At 43.8% G+C, this 15,283-nt stretch carries 13 protein-coding genes and 1 pseudogene; 8 read left to right on the top strand and 6 right to left on the bottom strand.

Annotated elements, in window-relative coordinates:
* Position 1: 1 nt before the first annotated feature.
* From AACV12_RS09040 to AACV12_RS09065, 6 genes and pseudogenes are all read right to left on the bottom strand, one after another.
* Positions 2 to 1,126, bottom strand: a complete 1,125-nt coding sequence (locus AACV12_RS09040; protein WP_249371325.1) for a restriction endonuclease subunit S — start codon at positions 1,124 to 1,126, stop codon at positions 2 to 4.
* The gene (locus tag AACV12_RS09045) at positions 1,127 to 2,638 is read right to left on the bottom strand and encodes a type I restriction-modification system subunit M (protein ID WP_170900200.1); all 1,512 of its coding nucleotides are present in this window, start codon (positions 2,636 to 2,638) and stop codon (positions 1,127 to 1,129) included. It lies immediately after the preceding gene.
* The gene (locus AACV12_RS09050) at positions 2,635 to 4,134 is read right to left on the bottom strand and encodes a type I restriction-modification system subunit M (RefSeq protein ID WP_170900201.1); all 1,500 of its coding nucleotides are present in this window, start codon (positions 4,132 to 4,134) and stop codon (positions 2,635 to 2,637) included. The genes AACV12_RS09045 and AACV12_RS09050 overlap by 4 nt, the downstream gene beginning before the upstream one ends.
* Entirely contained in the window at positions 4,131 to 4,307 is a 177-nt protein-coding gene (gene mads1 / locus AACV12_RS09055; protein WP_009842282.1) for a methylation-associated defense system helix-turn-helix domain-containing protein MAD1, read from the bottom strand. Before mads1 ends, AACV12_RS09050 begins: the two co-directional genes overlap by 4 nt.
* A gap of 260 nt (positions 4,308 to 4,567) precedes the next feature.
* Positions 4,568 to 7,930: an AAA domain-containing protein gene (locus AACV12_RS09060; RefSeq protein ID WP_170900202.1), complete on the bottom strand. Its 3,363-nt coding sequence runs from the start codon at positions 7,928 to 7,930 to the stop codon at positions 4,568 to 4,570.
* Positions 7,931 to 8,062: 132 nt separating this feature from the next.
* Positions 8,063 to 8,193 (bottom strand): annotated as a pseudogene (locus tag AACV12_RS09065) (AlpA family phage regulatory protein).
* A 154-nt stretch (positions 8,194 to 8,347) separates the two neighbouring features.
* Here AACV12_RS09065 and radC point away from each other — a divergent pair.
* From radC to agaV, 8 genes are all read left to right on the top strand, one after another.
* Complete coding sequence (gene radC / locus AACV12_RS09070; RefSeq protein WP_170900203.1) at positions 8,348 to 8,821, top strand: RadC family protein; 474 nt, start codon at positions 8,348 to 8,350, stop codon at positions 8,819 to 8,821.
* The gene (locus tag AACV12_RS09075) at positions 8,818 to 9,255 is read left to right on the top strand and encodes a DUF2787 domain-containing protein (protein ID WP_170900204.1); all 438 of its coding nucleotides are present in this window, start codon (positions 8,818 to 8,820) and stop codon (positions 9,253 to 9,255) included. Before radC ends, AACV12_RS09075 begins: the two co-directional genes overlap by 4 nt.
* Before the next feature lie 50 nt (positions 9,256 to 9,305).
* On the top strand, positions 9,306 to 9,728 hold the full coding sequence (locus AACV12_RS09080; protein WP_096036144.1) for a DUF2787 family protein: 423 nt from the start codon (positions 9,306 to 9,308) through the stop codon (positions 9,726 to 9,728).
* A gap of 765 nt (positions 9,729 to 10,493) precedes the next feature.
* Positions 10,494 to 11,261: a transcriptional repressor AgaR gene (gene agaR / locus AACV12_RS09085; RefSeq protein ID WP_170900205.1), complete on the top strand. Its 768-nt coding sequence runs from the start codon at positions 10,494 to 10,496 to the stop codon at positions 11,259 to 11,261.
* Between the two features lie 425 nt (positions 11,262 to 11,686).
* Positions 11,687 to 12,463, top strand: coding sequence for a transcriptional repressor AgaR (agaR, locus tag AACV12_RS09090; protein WP_019282489.1), 777 nt, complete (start codon positions 11,687 to 11,689; stop codon positions 12,461 to 12,463).
* A gap of 8 nt (positions 12,464 to 12,471) precedes the next feature.
* The gene (locus tag AACV12_RS09095) at positions 12,472 to 13,779 is read left to right on the top strand and encodes a D-tagatose-bisphosphate aldolase, class II, non-catalytic subunit (RefSeq protein WP_019282488.1); all 1,308 of its coding nucleotides are present in this window, start codon (positions 12,472 to 12,474) and stop codon (positions 13,777 to 13,779) included.
* Complete coding sequence (locus AACV12_RS09100; RefSeq protein ID WP_019282487.1) at positions 13,779 to 14,936, top strand: SIS domain-containing protein; 1,158 nt, start codon at positions 13,779 to 13,781, stop codon at positions 14,934 to 14,936. The genes AACV12_RS09095 and AACV12_RS09100 overlap by 1 nt, the downstream gene beginning before the upstream one ends.
* A gap of 22 nt (positions 14,937 to 14,958) precedes the next feature.
* Positions 14,959 to 15,283 (top strand): PTS N-acetylgalactosamine transporter subunit IIB (agaV, locus tag AACV12_RS09105; RefSeq protein ID WP_170900206.1); only part of this gene is annotated, 325 nt, incomplete at its 3' end.

Consider the following 15,283-nt stretch of genomic DNA (forward strand, 5'->3'; position numbering starts at 1 on the left):
ACTACCCCTTCAGTAAAGTCATTTTCGTAACCAAAAGTGCTCTTTTCTTATCTCTAAAAGTCTGGAAAGAATCCTTACATGTGCTCAGGATTGTACTTACCTGTTTAATTTCTTCTGAACTCAATTTTGAAAACCTTAACTGACTTAATATCTTCCAGTCTGCTCTTGGCATCTTCGTTCCTTTAGCTGAGTTCACTGCTATCCGAGAAAAAGTATCACTACAAAATAGGGCTGCCAGAATCAGTCCCATTTCAGCCAAACGTGGTCGCAAAACAACCAAATCAGAAGAGCAAATACCGTTTAAATCAGCTAAAGCTGCTTTTCGAAGGTATGGCCTAATTTTTCCATACAGAATATCACCAGATTCAAATCGAAATTTTTGGCTAACAACACCATCTAAATTTGAGTGACCCGTTTCCCAATATAGTTTAGGAATCAGATGCTCAAAACCAACATAAATACTCTCTTTATCAAACACTTCTGGACTAACTCGTATTCTCTTCTCTTCACACACTTCACTTATTAAACACGAGTTTTGCTTTACTCTTTGAGGGCATAAGAGGGTCTCATTAACGATTGCTTCGATTAATTGCTCTTGACTATATAATGCTAAATCTAAAGCCTCTATATTGCGGTCTACTTCAGTCAATAATCTTAATAAGACAACTTGTTTTTCTTTTGAGGGAAAGACGAAATCCTGACTAGCCAGTGCTTTCCACTTAATAGTTGGAGATAGTGACCCTTCTGAAATCTCAATCGCACGATTCATAAATACGTCCGACTGCATGAAAAATGGTAAAAATTCAGGGATTACATTCTCAGAATTAGCCTCGAGTACCATTGCATGAGCTGAACAGATGCAATCCCAATCGGCTACCGCAATCTTTCGCTGATATGCTCGGCGTTTACCAAAAATAATTTGCCCTTTTTTAACAAGCAACTTCTGGCCAGCAACATCACTAGGAACCCCATGCCGCTTTATTTTAAGGCTGTCGGGGTCTAGATGCTCTAAGCCCACATAAACTTTCAATTCAGTCTCACTTGGCTCAACACGCTTGGAAATATGTTTAGCAATGTCTCCAAATTTTACCACTTGCCAACCTTCAGGTAATTGTCGCTCTGTCATTTACTGCTCCACCTTGCTTTCATCTGTATACCCAAGCTTTGCAAGGCTCTGGAATAATTTATTAGTCTGTTTTTTCAACTGCACTCGACTTACTTTCCATGCTTCGATAGCGTGTTCGATGTCATGTGATTGTTCATCATCTTTATCTTTCACATAGAGTGGAATCGAAAGATTATGTTGGTTTTCTCGTATATCATCTAAATCAACCAACGCAGTAATATCACTTTGGTTGTCTGGTTGGAAATAAGCTTCACAAAGCACATCTAAATTATTATCAGATAAGCGGCTATGGGCACGCTCTCGGGTTACATGCTCTACCCCATTGATAAATAGGATCTTGTTTTTGCGCTCGACAGGCTTATTACAGTTAAGCACCACTACGCACGATTCCATAGGCGAGTTGTAGAACAGATTTGGGCCAAGCCCTATCACCGCTTCAATGATGTCAGATTCAATCACCTGTTTACGGATCGCTTGCTCTGAGTCACGGAACAACACCCCATGAGGCCAAAGCATGGCCGCTCGACCAGTATCAGGTTTTAAGCTTTTGATGATATGGGTATAGAAGCCGTAATCAGCACAACCTTGTGGTGGCACGCCGTACATATTCCTTCCATACGGATCTGACGCAAACTTTTCACGGTTCCACTTTTTAATCGAATACGGCGGGTTAGCAAAGATGACATCAAACTGTTTGAGCTGATCGTTCTCGATAAATTTGGGATCGCCTAAGGTATCACCACGCATCACATCGAACTCTTCAATGTCGTGCAGGAACATGTTCATACGTGCAATTGCAGAGGTTAGCAAGTTTACTTCTTGGCCGTACAAATGAACACCACGCCACTGTTGTCCGTTGGTTGACGACTCCTCACCCTGAGAGCGTAAATCCATTACCGCGTTAAGCAGCATGCCACCTGTACCACAGGTTGGGTCGTACGCACTCTCTCCCGGTTTAAGCTTCATGATACGGGTCATTAAATGCACAACGGTACGGTTGGTATAGAACTCGGCTGCAGTATGGCCTGAGTCATCCGCAAACTTTTTGATCAAGTACTCGTAAGCCTCACCCAAGTCATCTTGAGCAACAGACTTAATGCCTAGTGGGATTTTACTAAAGTGCTGAATAAGATCTGACAACAAGTGATCAGGCAAACGCTCTTTGTTGGTCCACTGCGCATCCCCAAATACACCGTGTAAACGCTCGTTCTTTGCTTCAATCAAACGCAACGCATTTTGAATCGCTTCACCAATGTCTTTACTAGTGTTGCGAACTTTCTCCCAGCTTGCTTCATCTGGGATATCGAAACGGTGGAACATCGACATTGCAGCATACTCAGCATCACCTTCATGCAGTTCTAACGCTTCGCTATACTCTTCCAGATATACGTCTGATAGACGCTTAAAAAACAGCAGTGGGAAAACGTACTGTTTGTAATCAGACGCATCAATTTGGCCACGCAGGAACTCGGCTGCACCCCACAGTAGGTCTTCTAGTTTGTTCTTGTTCATAGCTCAAAGCCCTCTTTGATTAATAAGGCTTCTAACTCTTGTTCAGCAGCCTCTAAGGCTGCTAATTTTTGTTGGAAATCTTTCAATGCTTCTTCAACGGTAATGGTTTCTTCTTCTAGCGGCTTTTGTACATAACGAGCAATGTTCAAATTGAAGTCGTTCTCTTCAATCTCACTATGCGGAACCCAACGCGCGACACCTTCAATGTCGTCTGCTTTAGGGCCTTTGGTACGCATCTTCTGATAGATGTCGTAAATCTCATCAGCTTGAGGCTCTGACAAGGTGTTTTGCGCTCGACCTTTAGTGTAGATCTCTTCCGCATTCACAATCAGCACATGATCTTTATGCTCTTCTGGTCTTGCTTTACGCAACACGAGAATACAAGCAGGAATGCCCGTGCCGTAGAACAGGTTTGAAGCTACGCCGATAACCGCCACGATACGATTCTCTTTTAATAGCTTGGTTCTAATTTTACCCTCTGCACCACCGCGAAAAAGTACACCATGTGGCAGTACTACCGCCATGCGCCCTTCATCATTCAATGAGGCAAACATATGCTGAACCCAAGCAAAATCCCCGTTGGTTTTTGGTGCTAAGCCAAAGCTTGCACGGCCATAAGGATCACTTGTCCAATAATCATATCCCCACTCTTTTAAACTGAATGGTGGATTTGCGATTACGCAGTCAAAGTTTTCTAGTTGGTCATTTTTCAAAAACTTAGGATCACGAAGTGTATCACCACGAACAATCTCAAAATCTTCTTGTCCGTGTAGGAACAAGTTCATTCGAGCAATGGCTTCGGTGGTCAGGTTCTTCTCTTGACCTTTGATTTTTAGAAGACGTGGGTCACCACCGTTATCTTTAACATGGTGAATGGTTTCAAGCAGCATCCCGCCTGTACCACAAGCCGGGTCATATACACTTTCATTCGCTTGTGGGTCTAGAATATTAACCATAAGACGAACAATGGTACGTGGCGTATAGAACTCACCTGCTTTCTTGTTTGCTTTATCAGCAAAGCGCTTGATGAGGTATTCGTAAGCACGGCCCATATCATCATTACGTACACTCGATACACCAAGGTTAACCTTATTGAAATGGTTGAGTAGTGTCGATAACAATTCGTCTGAGAGACGCTCTTTGTTGGTCCAGCTTGCATCACCAAAAATGCCATGTAGCTGTGGGTTTTCTAGCTCAATACCACGGAATGAGTCTTTAAGGGCTTGGCCGATATCCTTGGTTTCTGCAAACACATCTTTCCAATGACAGTTAGCTGGAATTTGGATGCGGTGAAACATATCGCCTTTCGCAAGCTCTTCATCACCCACTTGCTCCATCGCCTCTTCGAATTCTTCATCGTAAACATCACAGATACGCTTAAAGAATAGGATTGGGAAGATGTAGGTTTTGTAGTCTGAAGCGTCGATTGGGCCCGTGATTATGTGGGCCGCATGCCAAAGGTGCGCTTCTAAGTCTTTGAGTTTAATTAATGTCATTGCTTGCTCTTATTCTCTTCTATCCACGCTTCAAGATCTTCACGTTTGAAGCGCCAAGAACCGCCGACTTTGAAACCAGGAAGCTTTCCTTCGCTTGCTAATCTATATGCTGTTTTTTCGGCCAACTTTAGGTAAGCAGCCACCTCTTTCAAGGTTAAAATTTGGTCTACCATTCAGAGTGTTATCTCATGTTGGTTTTATTCATCAGAATTGATGGTGAGAGAATATGGGAAAATTGGGGAATCGGCAATGCGAGATAAATCAATACGAGACTGAGTGCATATAAAAAATACAAATCCCCACCAGCAAAAGCTGGTGGGGATTTGTCCCATTAGTAGCATTTCATAACTATCAATACAATGATTGCTTAAACGATAGCCTCATCGCTATGTTGATAATCCAGTAACTCACAGAGCATAAGGCAAACACTCACCTAGGGAGTTGGTAATGTCTCGTTACATTGTGGGGGACTCTCGCCTAGTGGATAGTCATTCGTACTAAGGTGATTCAGCTTTCTATATGTTTTATCAAAATAGCGCTTGTCGGACCAAACCTGAATATCGCCTATGACAAACAAGTGTTTTTTGGCTCGGGTAACCGCTACGTTCAACAAATTTGGTTTTGAAGAAGCCCAAGATGCCCCGCCACTGTTTTTAATGTCGCAGCCGAGAACCAAAATAACGGTCTCATTCTCCTTGCCTTGGAAGGTGTGCACCGTCCCCACGTTGTTATTCAAAAAGCTATTAAACTCCTTTTCATTCCAACTCGAGTTACTAAGCAGTTCTGACTTGCTACGCCTCAGATCTTCTTTCAACTCTTTTTTTACTGCTTTAAATGGTGTTATTAGATAGATGCTGCTTAAATCGCCATTGTGCGCTGCTAATTCGAGTAGAAGAACTTTAACATCTTCGCCCAGCTCACGTTTGTACTGTTTGAGTACACAGTCTCCTTGTGAATCATTCCATCGATTGTGTCCTAAAGCCTTATGAGTTCTTGGCTCAACATCTTTATTGTTGTCAGAGCCATGTATCATTCGATTGTTATAAGCTATTTCATTCGAAATGCTAAACATTGGCTCTATACATCGGCGATGTACCCATAACGGTATACCTATCCATTGATCTTCCCCGTCCATATCTATCATACAACCATATGGATTAACGCGATCGGCTAACGTCTGAACTGACCACATACAAGGGTCCCACTTCTCTGATTTTTCTTGCAACTTAGATTGCATTAAGTAGTCAATCAGCTCTGGTGGAGATGTAAGCACAGGTTCAATTTGCAGAGGGTCTCCAACAACCACCGCTCGCTTAGCACGAAGCAAACCACCTACAGCAGATTGTGGTACTGCTTGCCCTGCCTCATCAATCATTAGCCAACCTAGAGATTCTGGCGGCAGCTTAGAAAACATATTTCCCAATGAAGCAAAAGTCGTCGAAACAACGGGGACAAACATAAATAGTATCTGCCAAATCGCCAATGCATTCTCGCTATTCTTACCTAATACAACATCATTGATTTTAACTATCTGCGTTCGGAAGGTACTCTGCTTACTAGCCTCTATCAGCCAAGCCTCATGAAGCTGTAACGCAGCCGAATAGATGTCAGACCGCAATTCATTGATGGTCTCGTGCTGCCAGCATGCGTGCCTCTGCCTATCATGTCCCTCGATATCATCAGTCACTTCCGGTAAGTGATACCCCTTAAACTCAGTTCTATAGGCATCTAACTGTTCTAAGAGCTTCCTTTTTTCTAGCTCTTTAGATTGAATATCAACCTGCTGCTGCAAAATTTTCTTTGTACATCCTTTTCTTTCGATTTCTTTGGAATCAACATTACCAATAATCAAGCGAATAGATTTTTTGACATTTTCGTACTCACCGAGTTTTTGAGATAGTGAAGCCTTATATTGTTTATTTTTCTTAGTATTAAAGAATCGACTAAACCAACCAGGCGAGTTAACCGTCAATAGCTCAAGGGAAATTGAAATTTCTTCTTCCCTTCTCACTTCTGCATTTCTTGTTGAACTAAGGACATCTAGCTCTACAGAGAGCGTATGAGCATAGTTTTCTAGCTCATTTAGAACTAGGTTCATTTGATGCAAATCAGCATCAAATTGATGTTCATCGAAAGTCTTTTGCAGGCTATCAAAATAGGCTAACTTGTCATTCAACTCATGAAAACGAGATAACTTCTCGCTAAAGGTCCTTTTGGCTATGTGAAAAGAGGGCCCGGTATAAGTTGAGCGATATTGCCAAAAATTCAAGAAATCCAAAGAAGGTTCTCTAACCGCTGGCTCATTGCCTTTTTCATAGTGATATTTAAAGAAAAAGCGATCGAGAAACCTTTGCCTCTTTTTATAAGCTCCCATAGCAGCTGAGATATTTCCCCAGCTCCGCTTTTTATCGTCCAAAGGTTGTAAACGACCTTTCTTTTCATCAGCACTAACTTGATTTGCTACAGAACGAAAAAAACTGGTATCAGCATATCTGCCAGCTATCGACTTTGCTTGAGGAAGCTCTTTTGAGATATTTTCAACGGCGGCATTGTTCGATGACGCCACGACCATTTCAAAGTCAGTAAGTTCTTCAACAAGGAACCCTTCTGGACTTAACCCATCGCTAGCTTTCGAAAAGGAAACTAATACTTTCGCTCTCTCAACAATATTTTGCGCAATTATGTCCCGCAATAACGTCGTTTTGCCTGTGCCTGGAGGACCATTAACAGAGATCACTCCACCTGTTTTCAGCTCCTTAAATACCGTATTGATGGCGAACTGCTGCATTAAAGACATGTTATGCGCAGGCTCTGTCAGCCACCTTCCTTCTGGTGTTTCTTTGGGATTCAAGTGATTATGAATTAACGGTATCGAACCGTTGGTATACAGATCAACATGCTTATGACTGGATTGTCCCAAGTAGGTTTGAAGGGGCTGGCTGGCCCTGCCAGTGGAAATAGCATTAATAGCCCGCTCTATATCTCGAATATAAAAGCTGTTTAGAATAGGTAACTGAGATTCGTCTTCTTTAGATGCATCTTCGTTATCGTCTTCAATAATTCTTGGGGCCTTTTTATTCTCCAAAAGATTGTCTGACTTCGCCTCATACTCATAAAAAGCCATCTGAAACGGGTAAACCTTTGAGTTCTCTGAAAGCAACAAATCTTGATTAGAAATACCAGCCCATTGGTAAAGCCCCTCAACCAAGCTCATTAGGCTTCTCACACAAAGAGTATGCCTTCCCTCTGAGCTAGGGTGGTTAGGCAAGGTTGCTTCCCAGCGATCTATAAACTCGTTCAGAGCGTCACAACGACTATCAAATCGCTCCTGAGATATACTCCCTGCCCTTCCCCCTAGTAACTCTGCTAAAGCCCACGGTAGCGTGCTTACCGAAAAGGTATCCAACCGAGGGGTACCAAACTCATCCAACATCAATTTAGCAAAGCAAGATGCTCCCTCATTATCTCTTCTTTGCTCTATTTCTTCAGAGACACAATCCTCCTGGCTGTGGGTAGAAAAGTACTCCGCAACTTTTTTATCTATCGCCGATTTATCGAATAATCCCAGATATAGGGTATAAGTACACTTTTTGCCCGGAGTAAGACCGAGCGAATCACGAGCCGCGGGATCTAGCCACGGAAGTAGATGGTTACCACATGACTTCAACTCATGGCACGAAACATTTACTGGTGCAATTTTACTGTCGTCTTTATCTGGTACTGAGTAGGCTTGAAAAAACTCCACTAAATGCCAGGATTTCAATATATTTATCGAGTCTTCTTTTCTACTATCCACGAATTAACGCCTATCAATACCTTCAAATATCATTAAGTTACGATAATATACAGCCTGATTGCATAAGGCGATGAAGAATGACAAAAGACTGATAGAGTGTGACGGCTCCCTTAAAAACAAAGCGACATTGAATTACCTTAAAGCTAGACACTCCTCCATCCACTCATCAACTTCACTTTCCAGCCAGGCAATAGCTCTTTATCCGAAGCTAAACAGCTCAGTGCTGCCTTTCCTATTACTTCTTTTAACTTCAAAGATGTCATGGGGCAGTCGCCGATTCCGTCCTCATGAAATAAGCTCTGACGCAAAAAAAGACGGTTATGCGTTGAGCCTCTGCGCTACAAGACTTAAACCAAAAATATTCAGGCATATGTCATCAATGCGAATACCCATCATTGATTCCGACAGGAGCCTGAAATGAATCCCAAAACGTCCGATTACCAAAAGCAGCAACGCTATCAGGAAAATGAAATCCTAGAGCATGCCGCTGAGATACTGGCAACACGCTACGTGCGTGGTGATGCCCTAACTAACCCTAATGCCACCAAAGAGTATGTGCGCTGTAAACTGGGCAGCTATGAGCGTGAAGTGTTTGCCTTATTGCTACTGGATAACCAAAACCGACTGATTGAATTTAAAGAGCTGTTTCATGGAACGGTGGATGCGGCCAGCGTCTACCCGCGAGAAGTGGTGAAAGCGGTGTTGGAAGTCAATGCCGCAGCGGTGATATTTGCCCATAACCATCCATCGGGTGATTCTCCGCCATCTCAAGCTGATAGGCGCATTACCGAAAGACTCAAAGACGCTCTTACGCTGGTGGATGTTCGCGTACTTGACCATATCGTGACAGGCGATACTTGCACCTCGTTTGCTGAAAGGGGGTGGTTATGATTGAGCAACACTACGGTGAGCTTTCTATTGATGACACTTTACATGCGTCATTGGAAGCACTTCTTAAACGGTACACTCTCCCAGAGAATGCTGAACGCCTCGTACTGAACTGCCGTCAGATGAGTTACTACCGACATCGACAAGGTTTGCATCCGATAGAGATACAGCTTAAACGTGAGTCAGCCTCAAGCCCTTGGTTGGTGGTGTTCTTTGCCAACTTCTCTTATCCCGATGACAACAGCACAACCGTTGAGCCTGAGTTGTACTTTCATCTGGCTAATCGCTGGTGCTATCAACCCGATGTGGGGAGCACGGATTTATCTCATCCAGAGGTACAAGAGCTGCTCTCGGTCTGGATGAAAGCCTTTGCTCGCCATCTCTCCAGAAACGTCTTTGATGACGTGCAACTGACAATGGTCGGTACGTTCCACTAAATCCTAATCTCTCATTTCTTATTTGAATCCTGAAACAAGGAGGACTCACTATGTCCAAATTAACTTTCACAGCATCCACACTACCTGTATCGGAGAAACTGCATAAGCTGCTAAGTGAGCAACTCACCGCTCATTTGCTGAGTAATGAAGCACTGACCACCAGCCGTTATCTGGTGTTTAACTTTCGCGATAAAAGTTACAGCGCGGATGAAGGCGGCTTCCATCCGGTTGAGATTGCAATTTGCCAAACCTCAACAGGGGAATGGAGCATTGAGTACATCACCGACTTTGCGTATATGGGCAACTACTACCCAGAGCTAGAGCGCAACTTAGATTTTGATTTTCGGGTTGGACAGTTCTTTGTGGCCTATCGTGGCTGGCTACCAATGCAAGGTAGTCGTGATGCCAAAGAGCTGTATCGGCAAATGCACTCAATACAAAATGGATGTGAAAGCGGCGCAACAGGAAGGTAAGGACATATCGACCATCACAGTTCCTGAAGGCTGTGAAGCCATCACAGAAAAGTAATACCACCAGCAACGGTAAAAATGACAATGGGGAGCGTGTTGCTCCCCATTCTTTTTTTGCTTCTGTACATAAGCTTCCCATCTAAAACACTTTTGGACATTTATCAGTCGGAGTTAACTCCACATACAAAACCAGTAGCATAATATTTATTTAAACGTAACGCTGGCTCCCCCATTGTTAGATCGCATAAATATTCAAAAAAGCAAGATTCACATAGTATCCTCGTCATTACTCATACCAACCGTCAGCTATCACTTCAGCTTACTCAAGTACAAGCGTGATTGTCGATGAACAAAGTTATGTCAATCAGTATCGCCAAATTCACCTACTGAGGACTAGTTTTCAATCAAACACCACCTTATTTTACAGAAAGGTTAGTGAGCTTAATAAACTGCACTGCATTTCCTTCGCTCACTAGATTCGCTCTTCAATGTTAAGATCGAAAGCAAGATTGAACACCTCGGTGTCGAGATTGACGATGTCTTAAGGATTTCAGAGAATGGCGAGACGTGAGGAACCATTATTCAATACCCTGAATACGAAAACCACTTTGGTTGGGATTGAGTTAAAGATGAATGCATTGAGACAAACGAAGAGTCTAACTACCTATCTTAGAGGGACACTGCGTTACACCATGAATTAAGGCACTTGTTTCGGTCCTCTGCAGAAATTAGTTAGAGTAAAATGTTTACTTGTCGGAGTATTTCCATATGACCACCACAGCCCAAAGACGTGAAGAGATCCTTCACTACATTCAAAATCACCAGAAAGGCGAAGTTAACCATTTTTCTGAACTTTATAATGTTTCAGAGGTTACGATTCGCAATGATCTCAATTATCTTGAAAAACAAGGCTGTGTAAAAAGATGCTATGGGGGTGCACTGCTAAATAATCAGTTTGCTTTTGAGCGTCCATTGAATGATAAGAAGCAGCTCAGCAGTAGTATCAAAGCTAAGCTCGGGGAATACGCTGCATCTCTTATTGCTGATGGCGATAAAGTCATTCTTGACTCAGGATCGACGACCGAGCAGATTGCTTACCATCTTGACGCTAAGCATGACCTTGTTGTCATGACCAACGGTATCAATATCGCCTATCACCTTGCCAATAAAACTAATGTCACTGTTATGGTGACTGGTGGCACGATGCGCAAAAATTCCTACTCAGTTCATGGTGTCGGTGGAGAAGACTTAGTCATTGGCTATCGGTTCAATAAGGTGTTCTTGGGAGTTGATGGGTTTGATAAATTGGCAGGAATTACGACACCTCATCAAGGTGAGGCTGATATTAACCGGAAAATGTTAGAGGCTGCTCAAACCGTCATTGCGGTAACAGATTCGTCTAAGTTTGACCATCAAAGCTTTTGTTTGATTGCCCGTCCAGAACAGCTAAACATATTAATTACTGATAGCGGTATCCCTCAAAGCTACGTTGAACACCTTACAGCATTGGGTGTTGATGTTCGAATCGTCGCATAATCTAGTTTCTTATTATCCCCCTCACAAAGCCATTTTAGAGCTTATAAAGTAGCTTTTTGACCCAGCCAAACCTCGGCTGGTTTATCTGTTATTGCGTTATAAAAATTCATTGTTGTTCCAGTTTGTGATCTCAAGCAGGTTCCATTTCGAAACCTAATCAATTGAGGCAAATTCATTGCTTCTTTCAGTTATTAAATAGTGAAAGTCAGCTTTCATGGTACTTGCAAAGTGCAAATTTCGTTAAGGAGTGAAAGTTTAACCTTTCACTCCTTGTCAATCGAAAGGTTTTTTAGGCTTAAAACGAAAGAAAACTGACTGTGATCTAGCTTTCACTTTTCCTCAACCCGTCCTGCTTTAATACCAATCAAAAGGAAATCGAAACATTTCATACAGAAAATGAAATGTAACGAAAGAGGAATTGGTAGATGACCAGTGCAGAACGAAGACAGCAAATCTTGGCATATATATGCAACCATGGTTCAGGAAAAGTGGACGAGTTTGCAGAACAGTACAATGTTTCTGCCGTAACTATTCGCCATGACCTGAACTTGCTCGAGAAAGAAGGTTGTGTATTCCGTTGTTATGGTGGAGCAACTCTCAATCCAAACTTTGCATTTGATCAGCCTCTTTATCGCAAAGATCAACTCAATCGAAGTGCCAAGCAGTCCATCGCGCAAGCCGCAGCCGAACTCATCAATGATGGTGAGGCGGTGATCTTGGACTCAGGTACCACTATCGGTCTCATGCCTCAGTATTTAACTAACAAGCAGCAGCTCGTTGTTATGACCAATGCGCTCAACACCGCTTACCAACTTAGCAAGTTAGAGAATATCGATCTCCATGTGGTTGGTGGCAGCCTTCGCCGCGCGTCATGTTCACTAACGGGAAATCATGGGGAACAGCAAATTCGCTCCTACCTTTTTGACAAACTGTTTCTGGGTGTGGACGGATTTGATCTACAGGCTGGCGTGACTACACCGGACACTCAAGAAGCACAAGTCAACCGAGCTATGTGCGAAGTCGCTCGCCAAGTTATTGCGGTTACGGACTCAAGCAAATTTGGCCGCAAAAGCTTTTGCATGATCCGCGCAGCAAACCAAATCGATGTATTGGTAACCGATATCAATATTCCCCATGCAACGCACCGAGCGCTTATTGAGATGGGTGTTGAAGTGATTATTGCCGATCAAACAATTAACTAGGAATAAAAATGAAAGCGTTACTTTCTCTAATTGAACAGCATAAGCAAGGCCAATCAACGGGTATTTACTCTGTTTGCTCAGCGCACCCGCTAGTTCTTGAAGCTGCGATTAAACAAGCGGCACAAGCTCAACAACTGGTGCTAATAGAAGCAACATCTAATCAGGTAAATCAGTTTGGTGGCTATACAGGAATGACACCGCAAGATTTTTCCAGCCATGTACTCTCTTTAGCTGAACGTCTCAATTTCCCAGCGGATAAAGTGGTGTTGGGTGGTGATCACCTTGGCCCAAACTGTTGGCAAAACCTGTCTGCAAGCCAGGCAATGGAATATTCAGCTCAGATGATTTATGACTACGTTTGTGCTGGTTTTAAGAAAATTCACCTCGACTGCTCTATGCCATGTGCTGATGACCAGTTGCCTCTTACTGAAGAACTCATGGCAGAGCGTGCCGCACAGCTGTGTGTGGTTGCGGAACGGGCTTGGAAAAGCGTTGGCGGTGAAGCACCTGTTTATGTAGTCGGAACGGAAGTACCCACTCCGGGCGGCGCGCTTGAATCGTTGCAGGAAGAGTGCATTGAAGTGACTAAGCCTGAGCAGGCGCTTGCGACATTGGATGCTCATCACCAAGCTTTTAGCGACTTAGGCCTTGGCTATGTATGGCCACGCGTCATTGGTCTTGTGGTGCAACCGGGCGTTGAATTTGACCATCACAACGTGCACCACTACGAGAGTGGAAAAGCCCAATCACTCAGCCGTATGATTGACAACCAGCCGAACCTCGTCTTTGAAGCACATTCCACTGACTACCAAAACCCACAGGCTTACCACCAACTTGTACGTGATCACTTTGCGATTTTAAAAGTTGGCCCAGCTTTAACGTTTGCCCTGCGAGAAGCGTTATATGGACTCGACCGAGCGGAAAAAGAGTGGTTAGGGACGCACCATGCCTCACACCTGCGAGACACCATCGAGCAAGTGATGCGCGAACAACCTAACTACTGGCGTTCACACTACGCCAGCAAAGGCCACCAGCAATTTCTTGATTGTAGCTACAGCTTAAGCGATCGCATTCGCTACTACTGGACTCATCCAGAAGTGAAAGTGGCGCAGCAGGCTTTATTTGACAACCTAACTGCCAGTCCGTTGCCAGTCACGATCCTTAGCCAATATCTGCCAAATCAGGCTAAGGCCATTTCTCAACAACAAATTAGAAACCATCCCGCTGACATTGTAATTCACAAGATCATGGAAGTGACTGAGGTCTATTCCGCAGCCTGTTATTCCAATGTAGTAGTTTGCAAGGAGACGATGTAATGAACCTATTTCTAAGCTACGAACAGCCATGGCTAGAGCAACATAATGGCATTCATACCGCAAAAGAAATTAGCCACCAGCCGCGTCTATGGCGTGCATTGGCTGATATTTTAGAGCAGCAATATGATGCCGTCAGTGCTTTCTTAAATCCACGGCTAGCTCAACCTAATCTGCGAATCATTTTAACAGGTGCGGGCACGTCTGCTTTCGTAGGAGACGCTGCGGTTCCGTTTATTCAGGCTGGATTACGCTTCCAAGTCGAATCGATTCCAACCACGGATATTGTCTCGAATCCAGAACAGTATCTCGATAGCAGCCGACCAACACTATTGGTTTCCTTTGCTCGTTCTGGTAACAGCCCAGAAAGCGTCGCCGCTGTAGCGTTAGTTGACCAGCTTATTCCTGATTGCCACCACCTCTTTTTAACCTGTAATGGCGAAGGCGCATTGGCTCGTTATGCCGAAAGTGCCGATAACGCTTACTGCTTACTGATGCCTGAAGGCTCAAACGATAACAGTTTTGCCATGACGTCAAGCTTCACCTGTATGTTGATGTCGGCATTCACCCTATTTAGCGATCAAACGCCTGCACAATGGCGTGAGCGAATCGAAGCCACAGCCCACTTATGTGACAACAAACTGCAACAGTGGCCGCAAGCCATCAAACAAATAGCTCAGCAGCCTTATGATCGTTTAATTGTACTTGGCAGCGGCGGTTTTGCTGGCCTTGCTCGCGAAGCGTCATTGAAATCACTGGAATTGAGCGCTGGCAAAGTGATGACCACCTTTGATTCTTCGCTGGGTTTCCGCCACGGACCTAAGTTCAGCATCAACGATAACGCGCTGGTGATCCAACTATTTTCTAGCGACGAGTACACCCGTCAGTACGATTTAGACCTGTTCAATGAAATCCGTCGCGACAAACAAACACTAGCTCACATCGCGATGTCAGAAAGCGCACTCAATGAAGAGGATGTCTTTGAACTTGGCCAATTGGGTTTTGGCGATCAATGGCTCTGCTTCCCTTACGTACTGTTCTGTCAAATTTTGGCGTTTGAAAAATCACTCCAGCTGGGTTTTGGCCCTGACAACCCATGTCCGACTGGTGAAGTAAACCGCGTCGTACAAGGCGTCACCATTTACCCATTGAACAACTAACGAATTTTAGAAGGAATTAATCATGCCAAATATCGTATTAAGTCGCATTGATGAGCGTTTAGTTCATGGCCAAGTCGGCGTGCAGTGGGTCGGTTTTGCTGATGCAAATATTGTGGTCGTCGTCAATGACGAAGTGGCTGAAGACACCATTCAACAAAACCTGATGGAAATGGTGCTGGCAGATGGCATTGCCATCCGTTTCTGGAACGTGAAAAAGGCCATCGACACCATCCATAAAGCGTCTGATCGTCAACGAATTCTTCTTGTATGCCGCACACCAAAAGACTTCCGCCAATTGGTCGAAGGTGGCGTACCCATTAGCAATATCAACGTAGGGAACATGCACT

It is taken from the genome of Vibrio sp. 2-2(8) (genome assembly GCF_963888495.1).
GTDB classification, from domain to species: Bacteria; Pseudomonadota; Gammaproteobacteria; order Enterobacterales; family Vibrionaceae; genus Vibrio; species Vibrio anguillarum.